Source organism: Stappia indica, assembly GCF_020177335.1.
GTDB classification, from domain to species: Bacteria; Pseudomonadota; Alphaproteobacteria; order Rhizobiales; family Stappiaceae; genus Stappia; species Stappia indica_B.
The window spans coordinates 33,397-54,809 of record NZ_JAIVMG010000019.1; the positions used below are offsets into that span (position 1 = coordinate 33,397).

A 21,413-nucleotide genomic window follows, 5' to 3' on the forward strand; every position below is an offset into this window, starting at 1 on the left:
AGAGGATTGCCGGAACCCGAAGTCACCCTCGCCGACGGTACCCATCTTTCCGGCGAAGCATTGGTGGCCGCCATCGCACGCCCCTTCTCCGCCAACACCGCACAGCCGTTTACCGCCGGGCAATGGACCGCTCTGGTCAACGCCAAGGACAACGACCCTGCGCTTGATCCCGCCACGGCACCTGCCCGCAAAACGCCGAAATGGGAAAAATACTGGAACATCAGGTATTCGATCATCGGCTCGTTCAAGACCCCCGACGAGCAGGCAAAGATCCCCTTTGCCGGGCCCGTTGACGGTGGCGGCGATCCGTCCACCAACTATCTCTTCGTGCAGCTTTCGCGGAAGTTCGGACCCGTTTTCGTCACGCGCGGCAAGTTGCCTGCCTTTCCCGACACCTATGCGGGCGCATCCGGCCTGGGACTTGAGGTCATGCCCCCGGCCCAGGCCCAGTACGTGTCGATCGTAAGCTGCGAGGCTGCGCCCTCCGGGCAGATCGTCGACGGACTCGCCGACATGCAGATCCCGGTCAATGAAAACGGCAACTACACGATCGTCTACAGCCGCGCAGAGGACCGGCCCGGGAACGCAACGGCGGAAAACGGTGTCGCCTGGATCGAATGGAGCCCACGCGGCGAAGGCCTCGACAGCCCCGAAAATCGCAAGGATTTCGGCATGCTGATGATGCGCATCATGGCGCCAAACCCCGACTGGCAGGAAAGCCCAGCAAACATCACCAGACCCGGCGAGGAAGCCAGAGTCATGGGAGCTTATTTCCCCGAAGGAGAATACACGACCAAGGAGGCCTTCGAGGCGCTTGGGAAAAATCCCTGAGTTCATTCGTGACAGATGGACGGCCATGCCGTGCCAGCCCCAAGCTAAGGACCCACGACCATGACGATGAAACATCCGTTCCTGACGGCAATGGCATTGATTGCGGCCCTTGCAGCCTCAACAGCACACGCACAGGACAACGGCGTCGCGGCCAAGGCGAAAAAGGCGGTCTCCGCAGCCAAAGATGCTCTTTCGGATGTGGAAAGGGCAATCAAGGGCCCCATGACCAATCAGGAGGCCGCCAACGGACCGATCCCTGGCGACGTGTCTCGCTATGCCCGGGAACTCGCCTGCCAGCAGGCGATCCCCACACCAGGATATTACTCCTCGCTGAACGGAGCGGAGATTTCCGACGCACAGCGATCGGGCATGTTTCCTTGTGCCAGCTTCACCGGATCTTGGGATGGGCCGAATTCCGTCTATGCGTTCCGCAGTGAAGACGACTATCCGGGAATTTCCTATATCAACAACCGCAAGCCTGGGGAGCTTTATATCGTTGGCGGCGAATACCCTACGCCCGACGACAAGCGCATGGTCGGTCCCTATATCGCCAAGGCCGATGCCACCACGGGCAGACAGATCTGGCGGACTTATCTTGAAAATCCCAACGTTTCGGGTCGCTGGATCGGGAATGCCAATCTCAATATTCTTCCCAACGGCAACATCGCATTTGCCTGGTCACACTTCATCGCATTGGTCGATGGCGACACCGGGCAGATTCTGAAGGTCACTACGCTGCCGTCCGGCGAGGCGCCGGTCGAGGACGTGAACTTCAAGCACCTGACGATCGCACCCGATGGTACGCTGATCCTGAAGGATCAGACACGACCTGTCGGCTGCACGCTTCAGGGCACAATGGCGATCATTGCCTGCACCAGGGAGGGCATGAAATCACCCAATTCGGTGCTGGTTGCGGTCGATCCCGAAACGCTGGAGGTGGTGGACAGTTTGCCCCTCCCCGGTCCTGCGCCGTCACCGCACATCGTCGCGCCCTACAAGAACAGGATTGCTGTCTACGTCCCCTTCGAGGATCACGCGGCGAGGTATTTCTGGGATCCGGCGACCAAGAAACTCCTGGCCGACGAGAGTTGGGTTGCGCATCCTCAGGTGGAAGGGCAAACGGCTTTGACGGCACCCGCAGTGGTCGGCGACTGGATCGCCGTGCAGACCAACGGTCTGTTCACCGACAAGAAGGCGTCGAGCGTGGTTGTCATCCACCAGGACGACGCCAGCCGCATGCAATCGATTTTTCCTTTCGGTGAGCTCAAACCTCACGAATTCAGCTTTGCTCCGCCAAAGAACGGAACGGATCCCGACAACCACATGATCTATTCGGCGGATATGGGCATGAAGAAGGTGGCCGGGATCAAGATCGATCCTGCAACCGGAAAACTCACGACCGCGTTTGTGGTGGATGACATTACCAACACATTCCAGCCGGTCTTCGGCCCGGCCGACAAGCGCATCCTGATGCTGACCAACATCAAGCTTCCGCTTGAGATCGAGCCAATCCCGCTGGCGGTGGAAAAGTCGAACTACACCGAGCAGCTTACCTGGCGCGACGCGGCAACGGGAAAGCTCCTGGCCCAGTCCGATTTCTTTGAACCGCTTACAATCAATTCACTGACGCCACCAGGTTTCGGAGGGCGGGTTTATTTCCCGACCGCGATGGGCAAAGGCTTTTACGTCCTGCAGGCAATGCCAAAAACACAGGAAAAACAACAATAGAGCGCCGGTCGCGGTTGAATCCAACCTTGCAGCCAGGGCATTGCTGATCCCAGCCGTCAGAGCTGTGCCAATCGGGTTGGCAAAGCCTGGCGGTACTCCAAACGTCATGATCATGCTAGGTCGTGTTGACAAAGTGGATTCACAAATCCGTTGATCCGTGATTCAAGGCTGTCTTTTGGGAGGCAGCCTTGGCACGTGGCGATTTGACAGACGCGGAATGGGAATTGATCGAAGCGTTGCTTCCGTCAGAGCGGGGCCGAAAGTCCCGTCCAGCTCAGGATAACCGCCGTTATCTGAATGGTATGCTGCATGTGCTGCGCGTTGGCTGCCCCTGGCGCAACAAGCACGAGCGCTACGGGAAATGGAATTCGGTCTATGTGCGCTTTCGCCGGTGGGCAGAGCAAGGCGTCTGGGATGGTCTGCTGGAAACGCTGGTGGATCTCGGGCTCACCGATGACTGGCAACACATGATCGACAGCACCACAGTCCGCGGCCACAGTCAGGCCGCCGGCGCAAAAGGGGGACTCATAAGGAGGCTTTTGGTCGATCACGCGGCGGCTTTACGACGAAAATCCACGCCCGAACGGACGGTCAAGGACGCCCTCTCGGCTTTGTCCTGACAGGCGGTGAAGCATCCGACTACAGCGCCGTTCCCGCCCTACTGGATATGCCTTTCCGCAAGCCTCGGCTGTTCCTGGCTGACAAGGGATACGATGGCGATGCAGTGCGCCAAAGCCTGCTGCTGGCTGGCATCAGCCCTGTCATTCCGCCAAAGTCAAACCGCAGGGAACCGATACCTTGCGACTTCCGGGCCTACAAGGACAGGAACCGGATCGAGCGAACGTTCAACCGGCTCAAACAGTTCCGCAGGATCGCTACACGATACGATACAACCAAAGCATCCTTCGCAGCTTTCCTCAATCTCGCGGCTGCACGTCTCTGGCTCCGAAACTTTGTCAACACGACCTAGCCAAAAACTATTCAGTTTTCGGGGAGCAAAGCCTGTTCGATTTTGAACGCCGGAAGCCCAAGCTGGCCCATGCACACAAAAATCTCGCCGCCAACGGCGGCGTTTCCGGGCGCCGCGCGGCGCCCGCCCTGTGTCTGCTAGGGCCCCTTGATCAAAGCGGGTTCGCTGATCTCATCGTCGGCGAAATCTATTCGGGCTGTATGCTCAAAGTCTTCGTAGCTCCCCATGTCGCGCAGGAGCATTTCGTATAGCTCCGGTGACATGACAGTCACTGTTTTCGGGCGTGCGAGCAGGTTTTTGACAGTTTGTGCCCAATTCGGAATCGCATCGGCATTTCTGCTTTCAAGAAATCTGCTGCGCGCCGCAAGCCATTCGCGAACGAAAGCCTTGATGGCCATACGCTCCGTTTCATCTTCAGCGATTGGCCGCAGCTCTGGGTTAGCGATGGCGAGCCCCGCACGGATGGCCGCGCGCGTCACAGCCTCGCTCCAAGCCTGATCGTCACTGTGGACCTCAACCTCGGCCCACCCCATGCTGACCGCAATCTGGACCATGATTTCAGGTGTTTCTTGGGCCGCTGCTGAGGTCGATATGAGCGTCGGCTCGACTGTTATGATTGCCCCCGTCTCCTTCAGCCCGATGCGATAGCAATCCGGGTTCCCCTGATCGACCCACGTGATTTTCTCCGCCACCACGTCCGGCAGTCCTGCCAGCCCTGCGTTGAAGTGGGTCTTCCACGCCTGCCTTGCCAAGGAACCGCTCTTGGCAAGGTCTCCGGAACAGCTGATCCGCAATTTTGACTGCGGCGTCTCGTTTACAGACGAGGCTTCAATTTCGTCCTGAGCTGCCTTTAGCTCTGGTGCCGCGAACAGGTATTCATTCCACTCGCGAAGTGCTTTTTCCTGGGCTGCTGTGAGGCGCGATACGTCTATCGGATCGAAATCCGGGAGCGTATCCTTGGGCACTTTTTCCTCAAGATAGGGCGCATCTTCATAGGACGGTGTCATCCTCTCAGGCGATGCTTCCCGCCTTCCACGCCGTTCCGCACCAACGTGTTGAATAAAGTCGGAGCGAAGGTGTTTTTGCGGTCCGAGAGTTTCAGCATCAGGCAGTTCAGCGTCCTTGAGGAGGGTGTCAAGGTCTGCTTTTTTCAACCGTTCGCCGCCACGGCGTCTTGCGACCTGGTTAAAGGCCCTCAACACGGGGATGCGGTTACCTTTCGGGGTAACCGCGACGATTGCTTTCTTGCCGAGAGCAAGACGCAAGCCGGTAGCTTCGAAAACCGCAGCGATGTCTCGCACGCCGCCTGAAGATGTCAGGAGATCGAAGATCAGGCGCTTTGCTTCATCCGGCGCGACATCGCTAGATCTTTCTGCGATCGCGCGTTCAGCAGCGGAGCACAATGCGCTTGCTCGATGATGTCCAAGGCCCTGGCGGTCCATCGCATTGGCGATGTCGTCCAGACCTTCCCGGCGAAGGTACTTGAGGACGCTCGCATTGTATGAGCCTGATGTGAACGCTTCGCCGTGGAGAAACTCGGAAATCCGCGACAGTTTTTCCAGTCGAGGAACCGTGTGACGCATGGGTATTGCGCGTCCGTCCAGGTCGACCCGCAGGTAGACCCGATGACGGTGACGGGATGTCCGACCACCCTTGCCCCATTTCAGATGCTCGGCTTCAAAGTACGGCTGTCCTTCAAGAGAGAACTCCTCCTCAAACCGTGTCCAGAATTCCGTCCATTCGGTCTCATCGTATTCGACCGAAGGGCTTGCCCACACGTGGACGAGCGGCTTTCGGCTCCGGCAATCGGCGGCCATCGCACACATTTCAGCGAGCGCTTCATATAGGGTGGCTGCCCAAAGGCCGTGCATTTGGATGGACACGTCCTCATTGTCATGGGCGGAGAGGAGGTGTGTCGCGAGCGCTCCGGAACCGGTGTGCGTGACCAAGCCACAAATCATGGGTCCTGTGCCTCCGGAATATGGTCTATCCGCCTCTTCAGTTTGAGCGTTTCCTTGAGCAGGTTTTCAACTTCGGCATGATACTTTGACAGACCTCCAAGTCGGGCGGCCTTGGCTGTTTGTATCAAGGTTCCAGCAAGACGACCTGCATGTCGGCTGTAGGTAGCGAGCGCCTGTTTATCCCCTGCGGAAAGAACGGAGCGGACCCGGACGGCGGCGACTGGCTTGCTTTCCATGTGGGCGACCAGAACGTCCCTGAGAAAGTCTGAGCGGGTCTTTCCGAAAGCGCTGGCGAGATCATCCAGGCGTCGGAACTCTTCTGCACTCAAACGGGTCGCGGCGGTCCTTTCGAGCTTCCGTTTGTCACTACCAGATCGCGTCATTTGCGGTTTGCTCGCCTTTTAGAATTGGGGGTGCACGGGGGCTTGCCCCCTGCCCAGACTGCCATGTGACCGCTGCGCGGTTTACATGGCACCGCTGGCTCACACCGTGAAACCTGCCAGCGCACTGTATGGACGACCTATGCAAGGAACAAACGGTCAAAAAATATTTTTATGGGTTTGATTCTTTCATGAGAATTCCAATCATTGGTTGTTGCCAAGTATCGATGGAGGTCCGAAATGACTGGCGACGCAGAAAATCACGATTACAAAACTGAGCTAACGACAGAAGCTGCTCCCACCACTCAGATTTTACGCCTTCGTCTACAGCAATTTGCTCGTGCACTTCGCAAAATAAAGGCAGAACTCGAAACGACAGGACGGCCAGCTGGAATCGATTTGTCCGACAATGCATCCTCCTTACTCGCTGCCACAGCGATAAGTGTCGCCTTTCCCGTCGAGGACTTGCAGTCAATGACCTATCGGCGTGCTTTGGCAGCTGCAAAGGCTGGAAAGCTTGGCGATTGGCGTGAAATTGCTGTCGAAGAAATCGCTTGCCTCATCGATATCGTTGAAAAGGCGAAAACAAGCCTCCACACGCTCGATGTGTTCGACAAGCCACCTCTACCCCAGTGGTCGAATCTCCCGGCCCAACATCTTGCGCGGGCAATCAATTCATACGCTCACCTGGTCTTTCAAGCCCCTGTGGTGAGGTAAGCGATGGTGCATCCAGCAACACGCCGCGCCTCCCTGCAAGCGCTATCGGCTCTTGATACAACGGTCGACATCGGCTTTGTCTTTCCTCCTCGGGAGGCCGAGGATCGGGGACGAGGCATCTGGACAGGTCGCGACCTGGTGCCCGCAGATGTCGCGGAACTGCTTCCCCGGGCGGCAGCCGCCAATGCCCGAGGTGCCGCCATATTTATGCGTCTCGGGCCATCGGCCCGGGACGGGCATCCCGGCATCGTTATGCTCGATGATCTGAATGCTGACGCTGCAACGCGCATTGCGCTTGACGGCTTTCAGCCCGCTTTGACTGTGGAGACGTCACCGGGAAATTTCCAAGTTTGGATCAAGCTCATCGCCGCTGGCGAACTGCTGTACCCAGTTGTTCGTGGTGCAGTCAAACACCTGTCGGAACTTTTTGGCGCTGACCTTAGAGCCGTCAGTCCAATGCAACCGGGCCGATTGCCAGGCTTCACCAATCGCAAGCCAAAGCACCGCCAGGCAGACGGACATTTCCCGTTTGTCCGTCTGGTGGATGCCAGTGGCTGTATCGCGTCCGCCGGACCAAACTTGGTTGACGAGATAAAGGCGAACCTCCCGGCACAGCGCGGCCGCGCCCAAGGCGCTGCCTCTGAAACGCCGCCGGTGGCGGCGGTGTCTGGCCGTCCTGCTGCCACGGAGGATTTCGATGCGATCGACAGGATCCGCCAAGCGCAGGAGGCCCGCATTTGGGCCGAAGCCCGACGCGGAAGTCGGCCAATGGATGCCTTTTCTGCATCGGAAATCGACTTCGCCGCTGTGGTGGTTGCACTCGGCGAGGACGTTTCCAGACCGATGCTGGAGGCCTGGCTCAGGATGCGCCGGCCGGAAAAGGCAGCCGGATATGCGGCCCTCACGGTCCAGAATGCCGACCGATACTTGGAGGACCAAACCAGCACGCCGCAACCGTCGGGCCGCCCATGAAGAGATATTTGACACGGCGGGAGGTCGCGGAAATCTATCCGATCTCGGAAAGCTCCCTTGCGCAACTCGCGATGAGGCGCGAGGGGCCACGGTATTTCATGCCTCAGAAGCGCGCCCTTTACCTTGCCGAGGACGTGGAGGAGTGGATTGAGGCACATGCTGTCATTGCGCGGTCGCGCCCGATGCTGAGATCACGCAAGTTCATCGAGGAGAAACCTGTCACGCTGCAACAAGCTCCCGGGCCAAAGGCGGAAACCACTCGACGGGAGCCCATCCAGGAAGAGCCTAAAAAGGTGGGGGCGCAAAAAGGCAAGAAGCGCGGGAGGCGGCGCAAGAGCTTGGTGCCGTCAGCCAATTCCTGGCTCCGAAACAATCCCGATCATCAATGAGGGGTTGCTGCCGGAGCCAGGATGCTCATACCGCAATGCGCAGGCTACCGGCTGCTTGACGCTCGCTCTCCATTTTGCGTAGGCGCGCCACTGCATCGCTCACCCGCGGGTGTCGATAGCGCAGCAGCGACTTGATATCGACGTGGCCGGAAAAGTCCATCACCTGCTCAGCGGTCCAGCCATGATCAAAACAACGCGAAATCGCCTCATGCCTGAAATCGTGCCAACGCCAATGGGCGACACCAGCACGTAGACGTGCCCGCTCGAACGCGTTCTTCAATGCCTCAGCGGAAATCGGGAAGATATGTCCTTCCCTTTTCTCGCGGCCGGGAAGCTCTTCGACGACGACCTGCGCGGCGTAGGTAAGCAGAATATCCCTTCCGCGCCCGTTCTTGGCGTCGTGCAGATAAATCGTTCCGCCGTTGTGGCTGTAATCACTCCAGCGAAGGCGCAGCAGTTCGGACCGCCTGCACCCGGTCTCCAGTGCGAACCGGGCGGCCGGTAGAAGAAGTTTGTTTCGTGCACAGGCGAACTCGTGGAAGAGCCGGTCCTCCTCATCCGGTTCGAGCCGGATAATGCGCTCGTCCCGTACCTGGGGGCGACTGACCTGGTCCAACGGAGAGCCAAGCATCTTAAGATCAATCGCTGCCTGTCTCATGACCGGCATCAGCAAATTCATTTCCCGGCGGACGGTGCTGGATTTCACCTCTTCCAGCCGCAGTGCCTTCCACTCAACCCAATCTTGGCGGGTAATATTCGCCATGCTCATCTGACAGAATGGGGGATAGCGTTTGATGAAAGTGGAGAGACGTGCGGCTTCGCCGTCTTTGCCCTTTTTGTCGCTTTGCTGGACTTCCCTAATGGCATTCTCCAGCACTTCACCGAGGGTGATCCGCTCCGGAGCCCGGTGGTCGCGACGGCTGCCATGGTTGCGGTCATTGAGGACCTGGACGACGGCGGCATCGGCATCCGCCAGCCGGTCGAACGTTTTCGCGTAGTCGGGGAAGCCTTTTTGACGAATTTTCACCTGATAGCCCGTGAGACGGCCGTCAGAGGAAATTCGTTCATAGACGTGACGGTGATTCTTGAGACGTTTGGTCGGCACGGGACTTTGGTTCCTTGAAATAGGATTTGTCCCAAATTTGTCCCAAACCTATGAAAGGAACAAATTTTCACCGTAGAAATTTCGCTAAGCCATTGAAAACATTGGCGCACCCGAGAGGATTCGAACCTCTGACCTCTGCCTTCGGAGGAGAGCTGCGTGTCCTGGCTTTCTTCAACCTCGGCGATGGCTGTCTCGAGGTCTTCGAAGGCCAGTTGCCGTTCGTCTTCGCTGAGCTTCTCCGACCTTTTGCCGTGAACCGCGTGGTTCAACTCCGCGATCAGGTGCTCCAGACGCCTGTTGATCTCCTTGAGCGTATCCCTTTCGCGCAGGAGCGCGGCGACAGCATCACGCTGGTCGGCGGGGATCGCGGAAAGATCGATGGCGACAGTGGAGGGCATGGGCCGAGAATAGCCCGGGACCGCTCCGGATGCCCGCCATTTCCGGCACCTGATTCATTCTGCCGCAGTGGGCCGGCTGATCTCCAGAGCCTTGACCTTGCGCCAGTCCAAACCGGCGAACAGGGCCTCGAACTGCGCCCGGCTCAACGTCATCACGCCGTCCCGAACGGCCGGCCAGGTGAATGTGTTTTCTTCCAGCCGCTTGTAGGCCATCACCAGCCCGGACCCATCCCAGAACAAGATCTTCAGTCTGTCAGCTCGCTTGGCCCGGAAGACGAATACAGCGCCGTTGAACGGATCCTCCTTCAGCACCGATTGCGTCAGCGCGGCAAGCCCATCGTGGCCCTTCCTGAAGTCGACCGGCCGCGTCGCCACGAAGATGCGGACATTGTGCGAAGGCAGCATCAAGATGAAGTCCCGAGTGCGTGAACGATCTCCGCCACCCGCACCGCGGGCGTGTCGGCTGCCAGATCAATCGTCACATCGCCGAAAACGATGCGGAGCACGTCGTCCGATCGCGATGGGGCCTCCTGAGCCCGAGCAGCAGACGGTTCACAAAGCACGAGGGGCGCGAAGGCTGTCGGTTCTTCGGCGGTCTCGGCGGCGGGCAGGATCAGCTTGCCTTGTTTGGCTAACCGGCGCCATGCAGAAAGGTGGTTCGGCTTCACGCCGTAACACGCCGCCACGCCGTTGACCGTCGCACCCGGCGCCAACGTTTCCGCGACAGCCTGCGCCTTCACCTCATCCGGCCATCGACGTTGACCAGACGCATAGATCTCGACACCCAGAGATTTGAGAAACGAATTTGTAGCACACATTGCGAAACGCACTCCCAACAGTGAGATGCGTATCAAGTCGCAACATGCATCAGGACGAGCAACGTGGGCTCCAGACGTCGCTTACGGAGAACCGACGACGTGGTTCTGCGCGAGCGGATGAAGGCGATTGCCCATGAGCGGCGACGGTTCGGCTATCGACGGCTACACGTCCTGCTGCGCCGCGAAGGGCATGTGGTCAATCACAAGCGCCTGTTCCGCATCTACCGGGAAGAGAAGCTGTCGGTACGTCGACGAGGTGGCCGGAAACGGGCAATGGGCACAAGGCGGCCGATGCTGATCCCCATGGCCCCGAACGAGAGATGGTCACTCGACTTCGTCTCGGACCAGTTGACCGACAGCCGGCGCTTCCGGGTCCTGACAATCGTGGATGACTGCACCCGCGACTGTCTGGCCTTGGTCGCCGACACATCGCTCTCGGGTCTTCGCGTAGCCCGCGAACTGGAAGCGCTCCTGGCACGGCGCGGCAAGCCGAAGATGGTGGTCAGCGATAACGGGACCGAGTTCACCTCGAACGCCATCCTGAGCTTCGCTGATCGAATGCAGATCGACTGGCACTACATTGCGCCGGGAAAGCCCATGCAAAACGGCTTCATCGAGAGCTTCAACGGCCGGCTGAGGGACGAACTGCTGAACGAAACGCTGTTCCCGTCGCTCTCGCACGCCCGAGCAACTCTTCAGGCCTGGAGGAACGACTACAACCTCAACCGCCCACACTCCCGGCTCGGTTGGCTGACCCCGACCGAATATGCCGACACCTTGAACCCGAAACGGGATCTGCCGCTCCGCTCGCTCGCGAGCGCCGCGTCAGACCCCGTCAATAACCCCGGCCATTTCGGCCAAACCCACCGCCAGAGTCTCCGTCAAACTGGATAAAACTTGGGGGCAACGTCACAGGCAATGCCGAGCCACGGTCGGTGTCTATTTTCCTTGCGGGGAGAAAGAGGCAAAGCCTCTTGGCTTCCCCGATCAATGAGCAATGCGCTGCTACGCAGCTCTCAAATTTATATGTCAGAGATGGAAGCCGAATGGCCGAGACCACAGGCTCGGTTCACGACATCCCGTCCCCAGGTGTGCGCCCAGCGGATCAAAAAGCGGCAATATCGTTTTTCACGATATTTTTCTATGAGAACCATTATTCATGTGGCAGAATCATATTTCAGGAAGAATCCTTTCTGGAACCACGCAACCCCGAGCAAGGCACGGATTTCATGGCTTCGGCCGCACAGCACCAGTTTTCAGGCCCAATATCCGTTTTTCAGGAAAGACGCCTTCCTGAAACCGCGACGCCTGCCGGCTACAGCGCGCTGATCGATGCCTATAGGCTCGAAGTCCCCCTGCCACGCACGCTCTGCGCCATCGGCGCTCATCACCGCATGCTGGAGCGTGATGGCTGGCGGATGATGACACCGCGCCATGCGCCAGCGGCCAGCCTCGAAGGCCACCTGACCTTCGCCCTCAAGTATGAAGGGCTCGACCTTGCCGTTCTCAAGTGCCTGTTCCTCAAGGTTGGCCCTGACCCGATCACAGCTATTGTGCGCGACAAACCGACCGGCACTTACGCAAGGCGCGTCTGGTTCCTCTATGAATGGCTCACCGGGGAAGCGCTGGACCTGCCCGATGCCCGGACCGGGAAATATGCCCCCGTGCTCGATCCCGATCTGCAATGGGGCATCGAAGGTGAAACCGTTCCACGCTATCGGCTACGGAATAACCTGCCCGGCACTCCGGCGTTTTGTCCGCTGGTCTTTCGCACAAAGCGGCTTGAAGACTTCATCGCCGAGGGCCTGGCGCAACGCGCCAGAGACATCGTGGCCGATGTCCCGCGCGATGTGCTCGCTCGTACCGCCGCCTTCCTGCTGCTCAAGGATTCCAAATCCAGCTATGCGATTGAAGGCGAAAGCCCGCCGCAGGACCGTATCCAGCGCTGGGGTCGCGCCATTGGCGAAGCAGGCAAACAGCCGCTTGATGAGGACGAGCTGCTGCGCCTGCAACGCATCGTCATTGGCGACGCCCGCTTCATCAAGCTGGGCTTTCGCGACGAAGGTGGATTTGTCGGCGACCATGACCGCGATACCCGCCTGCCGCTGCCGGACCATATCAGTGCACGTCACGAAGACCTGCTGTCGCTTCTGACGGGCATGATCGCCTTCGACCGTGGTCCCGCGCAGCACATGGACGCCGTCATCGCCGCCGCGATCCTCGCTTTCGGCTTTGTCTATATCCACCCGTTCGAGGACGGCAACGGCCGTCTGCACCGCTATCTCATTCATCATGTCCTGGCTGATCGCGGCTACAATCCGCCCGGCGTTGTCTTCCCGGTCTCGGCAGCGATTCTCGACCAGATCGATCAGTACCGCACCACGCTCGAATCCTATTCGCAGCGCCTGCTGCCCCATATCCGCTGGGAGCCAACCGAGAAATTCAATGTCCGCGTCCTGAACGAAACCGGCGATTTCTACCGCTTTTTCGATGCCACCCCGCACGCCGAATTTCTCTATGAGTGCGTCAAGCGCACCATCGAACACGATCTGCCCTACGAGACGCAGTACCTGCGCCGCTACGATGAATTCCGCCGCCGTATCGAAGACATGATTGATATGCCTGAGCGCGCCGTCGACCTGCTATTCCGGTTTCTCAGCCAAAATGGCGGCAAGCTGTCGAACCGCGCCAAAGAGAAGGAGTTCGCCGCCCTGACGCCTGCAGAAGCAGAGCGGATCGAGGCGATCTACGGCGATATCTTTTTAACCGAGACCATTTGAGGACGTTATGCATTTATCGCGCATCAGGATAGAGAATTTCAGGAACTTCAAGCTGCTCGATGTCGAGCTCGCCGGCAATATCGTCGTCGGCGGCGAAAATAGGGTCGGCAAGACCAACCTGCTCTACGCCCTGCGCCTGATATTCGATCCGACTGTCAACGGCGGAGCAAAACCCGGCCACGCGCCGGAGCAAAAGTCGGCCACTGTGGCGCACGCATGAGAGCCCCGGGAGGGCGTAGCCCGAGCGGGGTTCTCATGCGTGCGCGGCGCTTTTTTGAGAAGGGTCTCAGCCAGCCTTTCGGGCGCGGCTTTGGGCGAGACGATAGCTGTCGCCGTTCATCTCAAGGATGTTGACGTGGTGGGTGATGCGATCGAGTAGAGCGCCGGTCAAACGTTCGGACCCCGCGTATCGGTCGGCAAATGCGGCGCGATCCGTGCGAACTGCTCTTCCGTCAGCCAGAAGTAGTCCCGATTCATCAATGATCTCCCTTCGGAGACCGTGAATCACAAAACGGCGCTCATGGGAATCCCATTTATGGGTCTGGGCCCTAGTCAACGACTTCAACTTTTTGATCGCTCACATAGCTCAGAGTCGCTAGAAACATCACAACTGCTGCGACCTCGTCTTCATCCAGAACAACGCCACTTATCGGCTCGTGCGACCAAGCCTTCAAACGATCGTAGAAGTCGACGCGCTCCAGGCCTGTCATACCTTTAGGATCGATGAATATTAGCGGATCGTAGTGGGTACGGATTGCATCCGAAAGTGCATCGACGGAACCGGAGTGCATGTACGGCGCCGTTTTCGTTACGTTGTATAATGGCGGCGTCCGGAACATGTATTTGTCGTTCACATCGAGGGTAACGTTGAAACGACCGTAATCGACCCCGAAGCCATTTTTGCCGAAGCCCACCTGAGGGCTCGCTATGGCGTGAAAGCCCAGGTCGGAAAAGTACGGCCCGTTGTGGCAGGCAACACAGTTGCCCTTGCCATAGAATATCAAACCACCCTTGATTTCCTCGGGACTTAGGGGGGCACCGCGAAAAACGAAATCGTGGAACCGCGTTGGCTTCACCCTGAAGTTCGTTCGGATAAAGGCAGCGATCGCCTCTGCTGCGTCTGAAAATTCGAGTTCGGCCAAGGAAACACTCTGGGCCTTCGCCAATGCATCACCGAGTTCCGGATTCTCACGGACGCGCTCGATCAGGGTCTCGTAGACTGAATTCGCTGTTTCAACGGTTTCCGTCTGAAGTTCCAGAGTACTCTTGTTGTCGATCAACATCTCGCCGATTTCAACGGGCGGCAAATGTGCGGCGACGATCAGCGGATCATTCGAGGGCGCCTCGTCGCCGAACTGGCTGTGAACGGCGCTCCCGTTTCGCTCCACCTTCCCGTCCCAGAAAAGAACGTCAAACCCTTTGCCTCCGCGGCCCCACAGGGGCAAGACATTCCGTGGAATGATATCACCACCCCTGAACACGCGCTCGGCACCTATCCCCTCCCCCTCGGTACCGATAGCGATAGGAAGACCGTCGGCGGACCCGAATTTATCGAGGTGACAAGAGGCGCAAGCGGTATCCTCGCTCAGCGAAAGGAGTCTGCTCTCGAAGAGCTTCTTGCCGACTTCGACGAGAGGTTCCGGCGACGCGACATGCGTTTCCGACGCCGGAACAAGTCCGTTTTCGATCGCGGCCTCTCGGAGGACACGGCTTCGTAGGTCGTCCGCTTCCGCCGAGCAAATCGCCCCACCCAAAAACCAAAGGCCGAGAAGGATTCTAGTAGCGGATTTCATGAATGCGAACGACCTCTCTTAGATCTGCTCCTTTTTCCTCAATCGCAACCAGGGCCATTTCACTCAGTTCGTTTTCCGTCAGTCCCCACCGGATGAGAGACTTTCGCATCAAGTCGTAGTCCTGGCAGTCGATGAGACCGATCTCGGCGGACTTCACGTCCATCACATTGGCCTTGGAGGGCGTCATGACCAGCCGCTGTTTGGCCAGCAGATGATTGCGCATGGCATTGTCACACTTGAAGGTAAGTTCGGAAAACTCGGCCTGGTTCATTTTCTCGACGCCCAACTTCCAGATCGGTTGGGCGATGAACGAAACAGCCAACCCTAGGATACATCCTGCGAGAAAACTAATCGGCGACGATACCAAACGCATTGAGCACCTCCAGCGTAATCGTACCTGTTACCCGCAATCCGTAGTCACTCTGGAACTTGGAAAGAGCTGCCTTTGACTCCGAACCAATGATGCCGTCGATCGCGCCATTGTAATATCCGTACGCCATCAATCCTGACTGCACCCTTCTTGCGATCGCTTTGAATTTCTCCGAATTTCCGGGAAGTGTTTTAGGTGCGGCGGCTGGAGGACTAGGCAAGACGGATGTTGGCGGCGTGCTGGTGGTGTTCCGGTTCGTAGCCGGCGGATTATAAATTGTTGAACCTGAGCTGCGCGGCGCAGAATACCCCCCGCCGGAAGAAGACCGATGACTTGAATGCGATCTATGGCTTGAGTGAGAACGGTGGGCCGCCAGCGTATAAGTGTGTTGGCTCTTGAGGTTGTCGAATACAGAATTTTTCTTGGCAATATCGGACACAGGATCAGACGGCGTATTCGCCGCGGTGTCGCCTCCCCAAAATCCCGCCGCCAAAAGCGATGGAATCACGAACTTCTTTTTCATAGTGCCCCCACACTCGAAAATCCCCGCTCTTCCGGATACCACTCGAAAAAGCCGGTACACCTATTAATAGCAGAACAATCACTGCAAGTCGGTAAATACTTCTGTTTCCAATCAGAAATAGAATTTGCGCAGAACCGTCGGTATGGCTCAGGGACGGTGCAGAGCGGGAAATTGTACAAGACCGTTTCAAGGCCTCGAATGTTGGCGATATCCACTCCGGCCGCGATTGGGTCAAAATTTTGGGAACTGTCGAAGAACTCTCGGCCCCAGTTTTGTCGGCCGTACCCGATCGGCTCCAACTGCATGATCGCCCAGAACGAGATATGAGGATGGTGGGTCGTCACGTACAAAGACAGGTCTGCCAATCCGTTCACATTGGCGTTGAGGATCACCGTCCTCAATTCAATCCGATGTCCATTCTTTCCCAGGAGTGCAAGGTTCCGCTCGAGCGTTTCAAAGGCGCCGGCTTTCACCACGATGTCGTCATGCGTTTCAGGTGACGCAGAATAACAAGGAATTCCCCAGAGGATGCGAGCGCGATCCAAGCGCTGGAGGATCGGTTCGTCGTTTTTGTCGAAATGCTGTCCGTTGGTGAGGATATGAAACTCGATATCCGGCCTGCGCTCCTGCACCCGGAGCAGGAAGTCAAATAGCCTCTCTTTGTGAAGCATCGGTTCGCCGCCGGAGATGCCAATCGTCGTGCCGTATGGTCCCAACAAAGCGGCTTCGTAAAAGGGATCAAACAAATCCACGTGGTGCGCCTTGGGAGGCTGGGAGCACATGACGCATTTCTGATCGCATTGCTCGGTCACCAGAAACGTATTGTGAGGCGAGCCGTTCCTGATCAACCGATGGAGCGACCTCTGGCCCGGCAATATCAGAACGACGTCACCGTCCAGGGCGTCCGGGTCCGGAGTTCTAACCGTCAGGGACAGTCCACAAACGTCGTATTCGACAAAGCCCTGACCGCGGTGTATGACGCCGGCAGTTCCCTCCTCGGAAGGGCCGTCATTCTGGAGCCGGATCACAAGCGGTACCGAGATGGGAAAGGGGTCGATCGCGACCCTCAAAGGGATCATTTCAGCCTTGCCGCCAGTTCGGTCCGATACTTCGGTGTCCCGAGCCAATGACCAAGCGATCGTTGCACTTTGGGGTCTTCCGAGTAGATCAACTCGAATGCGAAATCGAAAAGCGCCGTGTGATGTTGGCAGTGAGCCGTTTCGTGTCGAGGGATATCGATGCGACCATATCTTGAAAGGTCATCGATGACGTCGGGACCGCAGTAGGCCTGGTAGACGCAGTGGATGCAATCCGGATCCTCAAAATTTGAAGCCGCCGAATTGAGAACGTCGCGCTTCCGCGCATCTATCCCGCTGTCGACATCTCCGATGGAGAGATCCAAACGACCGATCCGTGAGACCATGCGCGCTTCGTCGGTGGGATAGTACTGCCCGTCGAAGTCGACGACGAGATAGTCATATCCCAGCCAATTTGGGTTCCTGAGATCGACATGATTTTGGACGCCCGTCCTGAAAATCCGCCGGAGCAAATGGCTCAGATAATACTCTTCGACCGCATCGTCATTTTCCCAATTATGCTCGACCAATCGGTCGACGAACCGCCTATAGAATTCCATCCAGGCCTCTTGCGTATCCCTGAAGTCATACCGCTTTCGCGCAAATCCCTGGTAATTGACACGGCGGAGATAAATTGAACGGAGACCAAGCTCAACGAAGCTCCGTATTACGGTGTCAGGGTCCGGCAGATTGTGAACGTCGAGCGTCGGAAGGGCTGAAACCTTTGCCGTTCCGAATTCGGAAAACGCCCTCTGGAGATTGCTCCGGAACTCGCTGTGCACGACGGATTCCTTCGTTCGCTGTGACCGATGAACCTCCTCCACACCATCGAACGATGTGCTGATGAACGTGTCTGCTGCGCCTAGAAATTCCCAAGCCTCCTCGGAAACGGACTGAAGATTGGTGCACACGACGAACTCGGCTTGTCGGAAATTATTGCGGCAAAACTCCCGGACCTCTTCCAGTATATCCAAGCGGAGCAAGGGCTCTCCTCCTTGGAATTCGATCTTTATGGTCTCGGTGTCCAGCTTTGAAAGGGATCCCAAAAACTGTCGCAGGATCTCGTCATTCCAATCGAATCCGGATGCCGTCTCCGGCGCGCGAGATACCTGGCAGTAGTCGCAGGTCAGATTGCATCTCAGCGTGGGGATCAGAATGAAGTAATTGAGTTTCGAAACTGGATTTATCCGCCTTGCCCAGCGACCGCAAAAGCCATCGAAGGCGGCGTCGCTCGTGTCACGGTAGGCGTGACCATGACGCCTCAGAAACTCGAAGTCATCGTCCGTCAGGATGCCGTCGACGTACCTCTCGAGAAACCTCTGGTCGCTTCTGAAGAAGCCACCAGCTTCGTTCGTGAACAAGAGCTCCCCATGATCATGCTCGCGGAATTTGAGTGGCCAGACCTTCATTGTCCGAAAACCGCGACATTGAGAGCGTGTCTGCTGTCCTTGCCTTCTTCCCGTATCTTCTCGCGATAGATCGAATAAAAAAGCTGCTGCCTGAAATCATCGAAATCGAGGTTTTCCGGAAGCCCAATTTCCAGATATCCATCTCGGGCATCGATCCGCGCAGTCGGAAAGAGGTACCCGATCCGGGCGACGGCTGAATTCAGAAAGGCTGTCAGCTCGACTGGGATATCCAGCCGAAACTTCGAGAGCGTATTGTGATTTTCACTCGGCTCATTCACCTGAATTGGCTTTCGACTGTCATCGGGATGCACTGAATTACCTCTGAATCAGATGCAGTCCTAGATACCAAAACCCTTGATTGAAGTGAAGTTGAGACCGGGGCAGCCGAATTTTCGTTATCTCGCCAATTCAGCCCGGATTGTGGAACTCAGCGTTGCGCCCGACGCCAGCCCGCTGCTCGAGCCTCCGTTTCGGAGCAAAACCATCGTTCACCCCCACCCGTATTGATCTGAGTCTTCTCGTAAAATTCCTGTCCTGGAACATGATAGATCCGTGCGCCGGTCGAAACGCTTATGTTGCCTTTGATGTTGCAGTTTCCTCCACCATTCCCTATCCGGACGGTTCGGTCCTCCTCGCGCTGCTCCTGTTGTTCGGATTGCTTCCGGGCGCGGTACTCCCAAGGCTTCTCAAACGCCCCCTGCCAAACGCCACTTTTTTTCGCCGACGCATTCGCCTGGTATTCGGCATAGGCACCATTGCTGTAACGAGGCCAGTCCAAAGCATGTCCGGCAATTACAAGCGCAACCGCAACACTCTCGCCGTCTGCGCGATAACAGTCCCCCACGTAGCGACCGTATTGATCCCATTCGACGAAGTTGCAGGTTGTTGGTCTGGATGCCGCGAGGTAGCTGTCAAGGAAGTTCGCCGACTGACGTCCGCAACGATACCTTTCACCACCTTCACGGAAACAGTGCTGATCAGTTTCCGGCGCGTCGATGCCGTTGAACCGAATTCGCTGACCGCGAATTTCGATGGTGTCTCCATCTATTATCGAAGCCCTTCCGACAATGGTTTCTCCGGGTCCTTCGGATCCGCGGCTCCACAATCCGGCGAGTTTTGGGACTCCTTCGTACCAGACTGAAAGCCCCGTACTGGCGATCAGGAAAACACTGAAACCAAGCGCGATGTCGGTCAGTCTTATTTTCGACGGCTTGGACGCGCGCGACGTCACATTCAGGCTTACGATATTTCCTCCGACGATACCTTTGCATGCCGGGTAACGCGAACACCCCCAAAATTCGCGTCCCTTATTTCGTCCGCGTTTCGCAACCCTTCGTCTCATCTCGGCCCCACACTTAGGGCAACGAATTCCCATCACAGCATCCCGATTTTTCGCCAAGACTAATCCGGAACGTTTTCGCCCTCCCCATAAGCAGCATCAGTCGCCAACTCAATCGCCCTTTCAAGCCGTGCTCGACAAAATTTGGCCGCGGCCATTGTAATATACAACCAGTACCATCTGGAATATGGGTTGGCATGTGCTGCGGTGCGTACATTTGATTTGTTTGGAGATATCACGTTGTCTTCGATCACGATGCGCCAACTCGGCGTCTTCATGTCCCTGATGGCGGTCAGTGTCGCTTTGCTCGGAGGGGCCGCTTATGCGGGGACCATCGAGAAAGTGCGCTGGAGAGGACACGACGTCCTGAAGCTGACGGGTTCGATCGACGATGATCTGGTGACGGATTTCCTGTCCGCCCGGGACCACGCGGAGGTCTGGCCACACGGTGCAAAAGTCCTGCTTCTCGACAGCGGAGGCGGAGCCGTTTTAGCCGCACTCGCAATCGTAAATCTCATGGACCAGGGTACTTGGCAGACGGTCATTCCGAACGGAGCCGAATGCGCCTCCGCTTGCGCTTCTATCCTTTTTGTTTCCGGAGCCTATCGAACGGTCGAGCCGTTTGGAAAACTGGGGCAACATTCCTGCTCCAAAGGTGGCTTGCCGGACGATAAATGCAACGATCTGATGTCAGAGAACGCCCGGGCGCACGGGGTTTCCTATGGCTCAATCAAAGCTTTCGCTCGTTACGCAAACCCTGAGGAGATGATCTGGTTCTCCCGCGAGGATGCGGACGGCTGGGGTCTCACGCGTTATCCAGGAGAAAAGGAAAGCGGCTTCGAGAAGAGCGAACCCCGTGTCATCAACATGCTGACGGGAGTGAAGCCGGATCCGCAGACCGCGTGGCGGCTCGATTTTCATAACGACGGCTACAAGGCCTTCAGTCGCCCTTCAGCCGACGACGAACGGGAAATGGAAGTCGGCTTGTTCTGCAACGAGGCCATTCCAGGAGTGTTCATCGCGACCATGGACATCACCGGTCCAGTCGAGGTGGTCAAGAAGAACGTAACGGGCGCCTGGCTCGGTGCCGATGGCGTCAAATTCATTGAGGCGATGCCTTTGATCATACCTGCGGATCCGGTGGTCACGCGAGTGTTCCTCTACATTCCCCCAGAGGCCCTGATCCATTTTCTGAAGAAGACGCGAGAGTTCGTCTTTCACGTCGATTTCAAGAAGCCCTTCACGGCAATGAGAGCAACGACGCAGCTCGCAGGCAGTCGAAAGAACCTGATTTTCGCGGCGAACCACTGCGGGACCGAAGCCTACGGATTGGATGGTCAGCCCATCGAGTGAGCTGTCGACTTAACCTTATTGGCTTACGAATGACATGACGGTTTCGATGGGCCGTCGTCCCATGTTTCGATATGGCGGAGGCCTTCGTGTCGCTGAGATATCGATGCTCAAGGTCCGCGCCAACAGCGCATCGATGATCGACCATGCGCCGTAGACGACGCCCGGCGTTTGAAGCACCTCGCGAATGTCGGCGTCCTCGATCTCGGAGACCCCAACGCGATGGTCGCACCGGGGGCAAGGGCCAGTTACGGCGGTGTACAGCTGTAGATGAAAGTTCGGCTCATGCATCGGCCAACTTGTAGGCTGACTTGAGAAGTGCAATTGAATAGCCCCGAGTTTCGTGGGCGCCCTCGGGTTACATTTCCTGCTGCCGTTCGAACTCTGAGCTACTCCCCATCGGCTGGACAGGATCTGGCGTAATTTAAGCTACTCGTTGCACCTGCTGATCGGGTTGGTTGATATCATTTCTCTGCCAATAGGCCAGCACCGGAGGCTTGCCGC

At 57.4% G+C, this 21,413-nt stretch carries 20 protein-coding genes and 4 pseudogenes; 9 read left to right on the forward strand and 15 right to left on the reverse strand.

Going from position 1 to position 21,413, the window contains the following annotated elements; all coding sequences use genetic code 11:
- Positions 1-891 precede the first annotated feature (891 nt).
- Entirely contained in the window at positions 892-2,559 is a 1,668-nt protein-coding gene (locus LC062_RS19730) for a YncE family protein (RefSeq protein ID WP_224912722.1), read from the forward strand.
- Between the two features lie 236 nt (positions 2,560-2,795).
- Positions 2,796-3,448 (forward strand): annotated as a pseudogene (locus LC062_RS19735) (IS5 family transposase); the annotation flags it as partial.
- Between the two features lie 218 nt (positions 3,449-3,666).
- Here the strand turns inward: LC062_RS19735 and LC062_RS19740 are convergent.
- A complete protein-coding gene (locus tag LC062_RS19740) occupies positions 3,667-5,412 on the reverse strand; it encodes a hypothetical protein (RefSeq protein ID WP_224912724.1) in 1,746 nt (581 codons plus the stop codon).
- Between the two features lie 74 nt (positions 5,413-5,486).
- Positions 5,487-5,819 carry a hypothetical protein gene (locus LC062_RS19745; RefSeq protein WP_224912725.1) on the reverse strand — a complete coding sequence of 111 codons (333 nt, stop codon included), beginning with the start codon at positions 5,817-5,819 and terminating at the stop codon, positions 5,487-5,489.
- Positions 5,820-6,110: 291 nt separating this feature from the next.
- Here LC062_RS19745 and LC062_RS19750 point away from each other — a divergent pair, with 291 nt between their 5' ends.
- From LC062_RS19750 to LC062_RS19760, 3 genes are read left to right on the forward strand one after another with little or no spacing between them, the layout of a single operon-like run.
- Entirely contained in the window at positions 6,111-6,587 is a 477-nt protein-coding gene (locus LC062_RS19750) for a hypothetical protein (protein WP_224912726.1), read from the forward strand.
- A 3-nt stretch (positions 6,588-6,590) separates the two neighbouring features.
- Entirely contained in the window at positions 6,591-7,559 is a 969-nt protein-coding gene (locus LC062_RS19755; RefSeq protein WP_224912728.1) for a DNA-primase RepB domain-containing protein, read from the forward strand.
- Positions 7,556-7,948 carry a helix-turn-helix transcriptional regulator gene (locus tag LC062_RS19760; protein WP_224912730.1) on the forward strand — a complete coding sequence of 131 codons (393 nt, stop codon included), beginning with the start codon at positions 7,556-7,558 and terminating at the stop codon, positions 7,946-7,948. Before LC062_RS19755 ends, LC062_RS19760 begins: the two co-directional genes overlap by 4 nt.
- A 25-nt stretch (positions 7,949-7,973) precedes the next feature.
- Here the strand turns inward: LC062_RS19760 and LC062_RS21510 are convergent, their stop codons facing one another.
- The 4 genes from LC062_RS21510 to tnpA are packed head-to-tail and all read right to left on the reverse strand — an operon-like array spanning position 7,974 to position 10,269.
- On the reverse strand, positions 7,974-9,053 hold the full coding sequence (locus tag LC062_RS21510; RefSeq protein ID WP_224912732.1) for a tyrosine-type recombinase/integrase: 1,080 nt from the start codon (positions 9,051-9,053) through the stop codon (positions 7,974-7,976).
- The gene (locus tag LC062_RS19770) at positions 8,972-9,451 is read right to left on the reverse strand and encodes a transposase (RefSeq protein ID WP_224912734.1); all 480 of its coding nucleotides are present in this window, start codon (positions 9,449-9,451) and stop codon (positions 8,972-8,974) included. The genes LC062_RS21510 and LC062_RS19770 overlap by 82 nt, the downstream gene beginning before the upstream one ends.
- A gap of 54 nt (positions 9,452-9,505) precedes the next feature.
- A complete protein-coding gene (gene tnpB, locus LC062_RS19775; protein ID WP_263625826.1) occupies positions 9,506-9,856 on the reverse strand; it encodes an IS66 family insertion sequence element accessory protein TnpB in 351 nt (116 codons plus the stop codon).
- A complete protein-coding gene (gene tnpA, locus LC062_RS19780) occupies positions 9,856-10,269 on the reverse strand; it encodes an IS66-like element accessory protein TnpA (RefSeq protein ID WP_224912736.1) in 414 nt (137 codons plus the stop codon). The genes tnpB and tnpA overlap by 1 nt, the downstream gene beginning before the upstream one ends.
- A gap of 84 nt (positions 10,270-10,353) precedes the next feature.
- On the opposite strand from tnpA, the pseudogene LC062_RS19785 reads away from it, so the two are divergent.
- The 3 genes and pseudogenes from LC062_RS19785 to LC062_RS19795 form a co-directional block, all read left to right on the forward strand.
- Positions 10,354-11,163 (forward strand): annotated as a pseudogene (locus LC062_RS19785) (IS3 family transposase); the annotation flags it as partial.
- Positions 11,164-11,498: 335 nt separating this feature from the next.
- Positions 11,499-13,049, forward strand: a complete 1,551-nt coding sequence (locus tag LC062_RS19790; protein WP_224912760.1) for a Fic family protein — start codon at positions 11,499-11,501, stop codon at positions 13,047-13,049.
- A 7-nt stretch (positions 13,050-13,056) separates the two neighbouring features.
- Entirely contained in the window at positions 13,057-13,269 is a 213-nt protein-coding gene (locus LC062_RS19795; protein WP_224912737.1) for an AAA family ATPase, read from the forward strand.
- A gap of 66 nt (positions 13,270-13,335) precedes the next feature.
- On the opposite strand, the pseudogene LC062_RS19800 reads toward LC062_RS19795, so the two are convergent.
- The 9 genes and pseudogenes from LC062_RS19800 to LC062_RS21605 all read right to left on the reverse strand — a co-directional run.
- Positions 13,336-13,452: pseudogene (locus LC062_RS19800) on the reverse strand (ATP-binding protein); the annotation flags it as partial.
- A 145-nt stretch (positions 13,453-13,597) separates the two neighbouring features.
- Positions 13,598-14,842: a His-Xaa-Ser system-associated MauG-like protein gene (locus LC062_RS19805; RefSeq protein WP_224912739.1), complete on the reverse strand. Its 1,245-nt coding sequence runs from the start codon at positions 14,840-14,842 to the stop codon at positions 13,598-13,600.
- The gene (locus LC062_RS19810) at positions 14,826-15,164 is read right to left on the reverse strand and encodes a TIGR03982 family His-Xaa-Ser system protein (RefSeq protein ID WP_224912741.1); all 339 of its coding nucleotides are present in this window, start codon (positions 15,162-15,164) and stop codon (positions 14,826-14,828) included. Before LC062_RS19810 ends, LC062_RS19805 begins: the two co-directional genes overlap by 17 nt.
- A gap of 25 nt (positions 15,165-15,189) precedes the next feature.
- Entirely contained in the window at positions 15,190-15,735 is a 546-nt protein-coding gene (gene hxsA / locus LC062_RS19815; protein ID WP_224912743.1) for a His-Xaa-Ser repeat protein HxsA, read from the reverse strand.
- Positions 15,732-16,862 carry a His-Xaa-Ser system radical SAM maturase HxsC gene (hxsC, locus tag LC062_RS19820; RefSeq protein WP_318246123.1) on the reverse strand — a complete coding sequence of 377 codons (1,131 nt, stop codon included), beginning with the start codon at positions 16,860-16,862 and terminating at the stop codon, positions 15,732-15,734. Before hxsC ends, hxsA begins: the two co-directional genes overlap by 4 nt.
- Positions 16,811-18,220, reverse strand: a complete 1,410-nt coding sequence (gene hxsB / locus LC062_RS19825; protein WP_224912745.1) for a His-Xaa-Ser system radical SAM maturase HxsB — start codon at positions 18,218-18,220, stop codon at positions 16,811-16,813. Before hxsB ends, hxsC begins: the two co-directional genes overlap by 52 nt.
- Positions 18,217-18,531: a hypothetical protein gene (locus LC062_RS19830; protein ID WP_224912748.1), complete on the reverse strand. Its 315-nt coding sequence runs from the start codon at positions 18,529-18,531 to the stop codon at positions 18,217-18,219. The genes hxsB and LC062_RS19830 overlap by 4 nt, the downstream gene beginning before the upstream one ends.
- Before the next feature lie 116 nt (positions 18,532-18,647).
- Positions 18,648-19,451 (reverse strand): thermonuclease family protein, encoded by an 804-nt coding sequence (locus LC062_RS19835; protein ID WP_224912765.1) that lies wholly within the window; start codon positions 19,449-19,451, stop codon positions 18,648-18,650.
- A gap of 45 nt (positions 19,452-19,496) precedes the next feature.
- Positions 19,497-19,595, reverse strand: a pseudogene (locus LC062_RS21605) (hypothetical protein); the annotation flags it as partial.
- Positions 19,596-19,799: 204 nt separating this feature from the next.
- Between LC062_RS21605 and LC062_RS19845 the strand changes: the two are divergent.
- Positions 19,800-20,912 carry a hypothetical protein gene (locus tag LC062_RS19845; protein WP_224912750.1) on the forward strand — a complete coding sequence of 371 codons (1,113 nt, stop codon included), beginning with the start codon at positions 19,800-19,802 and terminating at the stop codon, positions 20,910-20,912.
- The last annotated feature ends 501 nt before the right edge of the window (positions 20,913-21,413 follow it).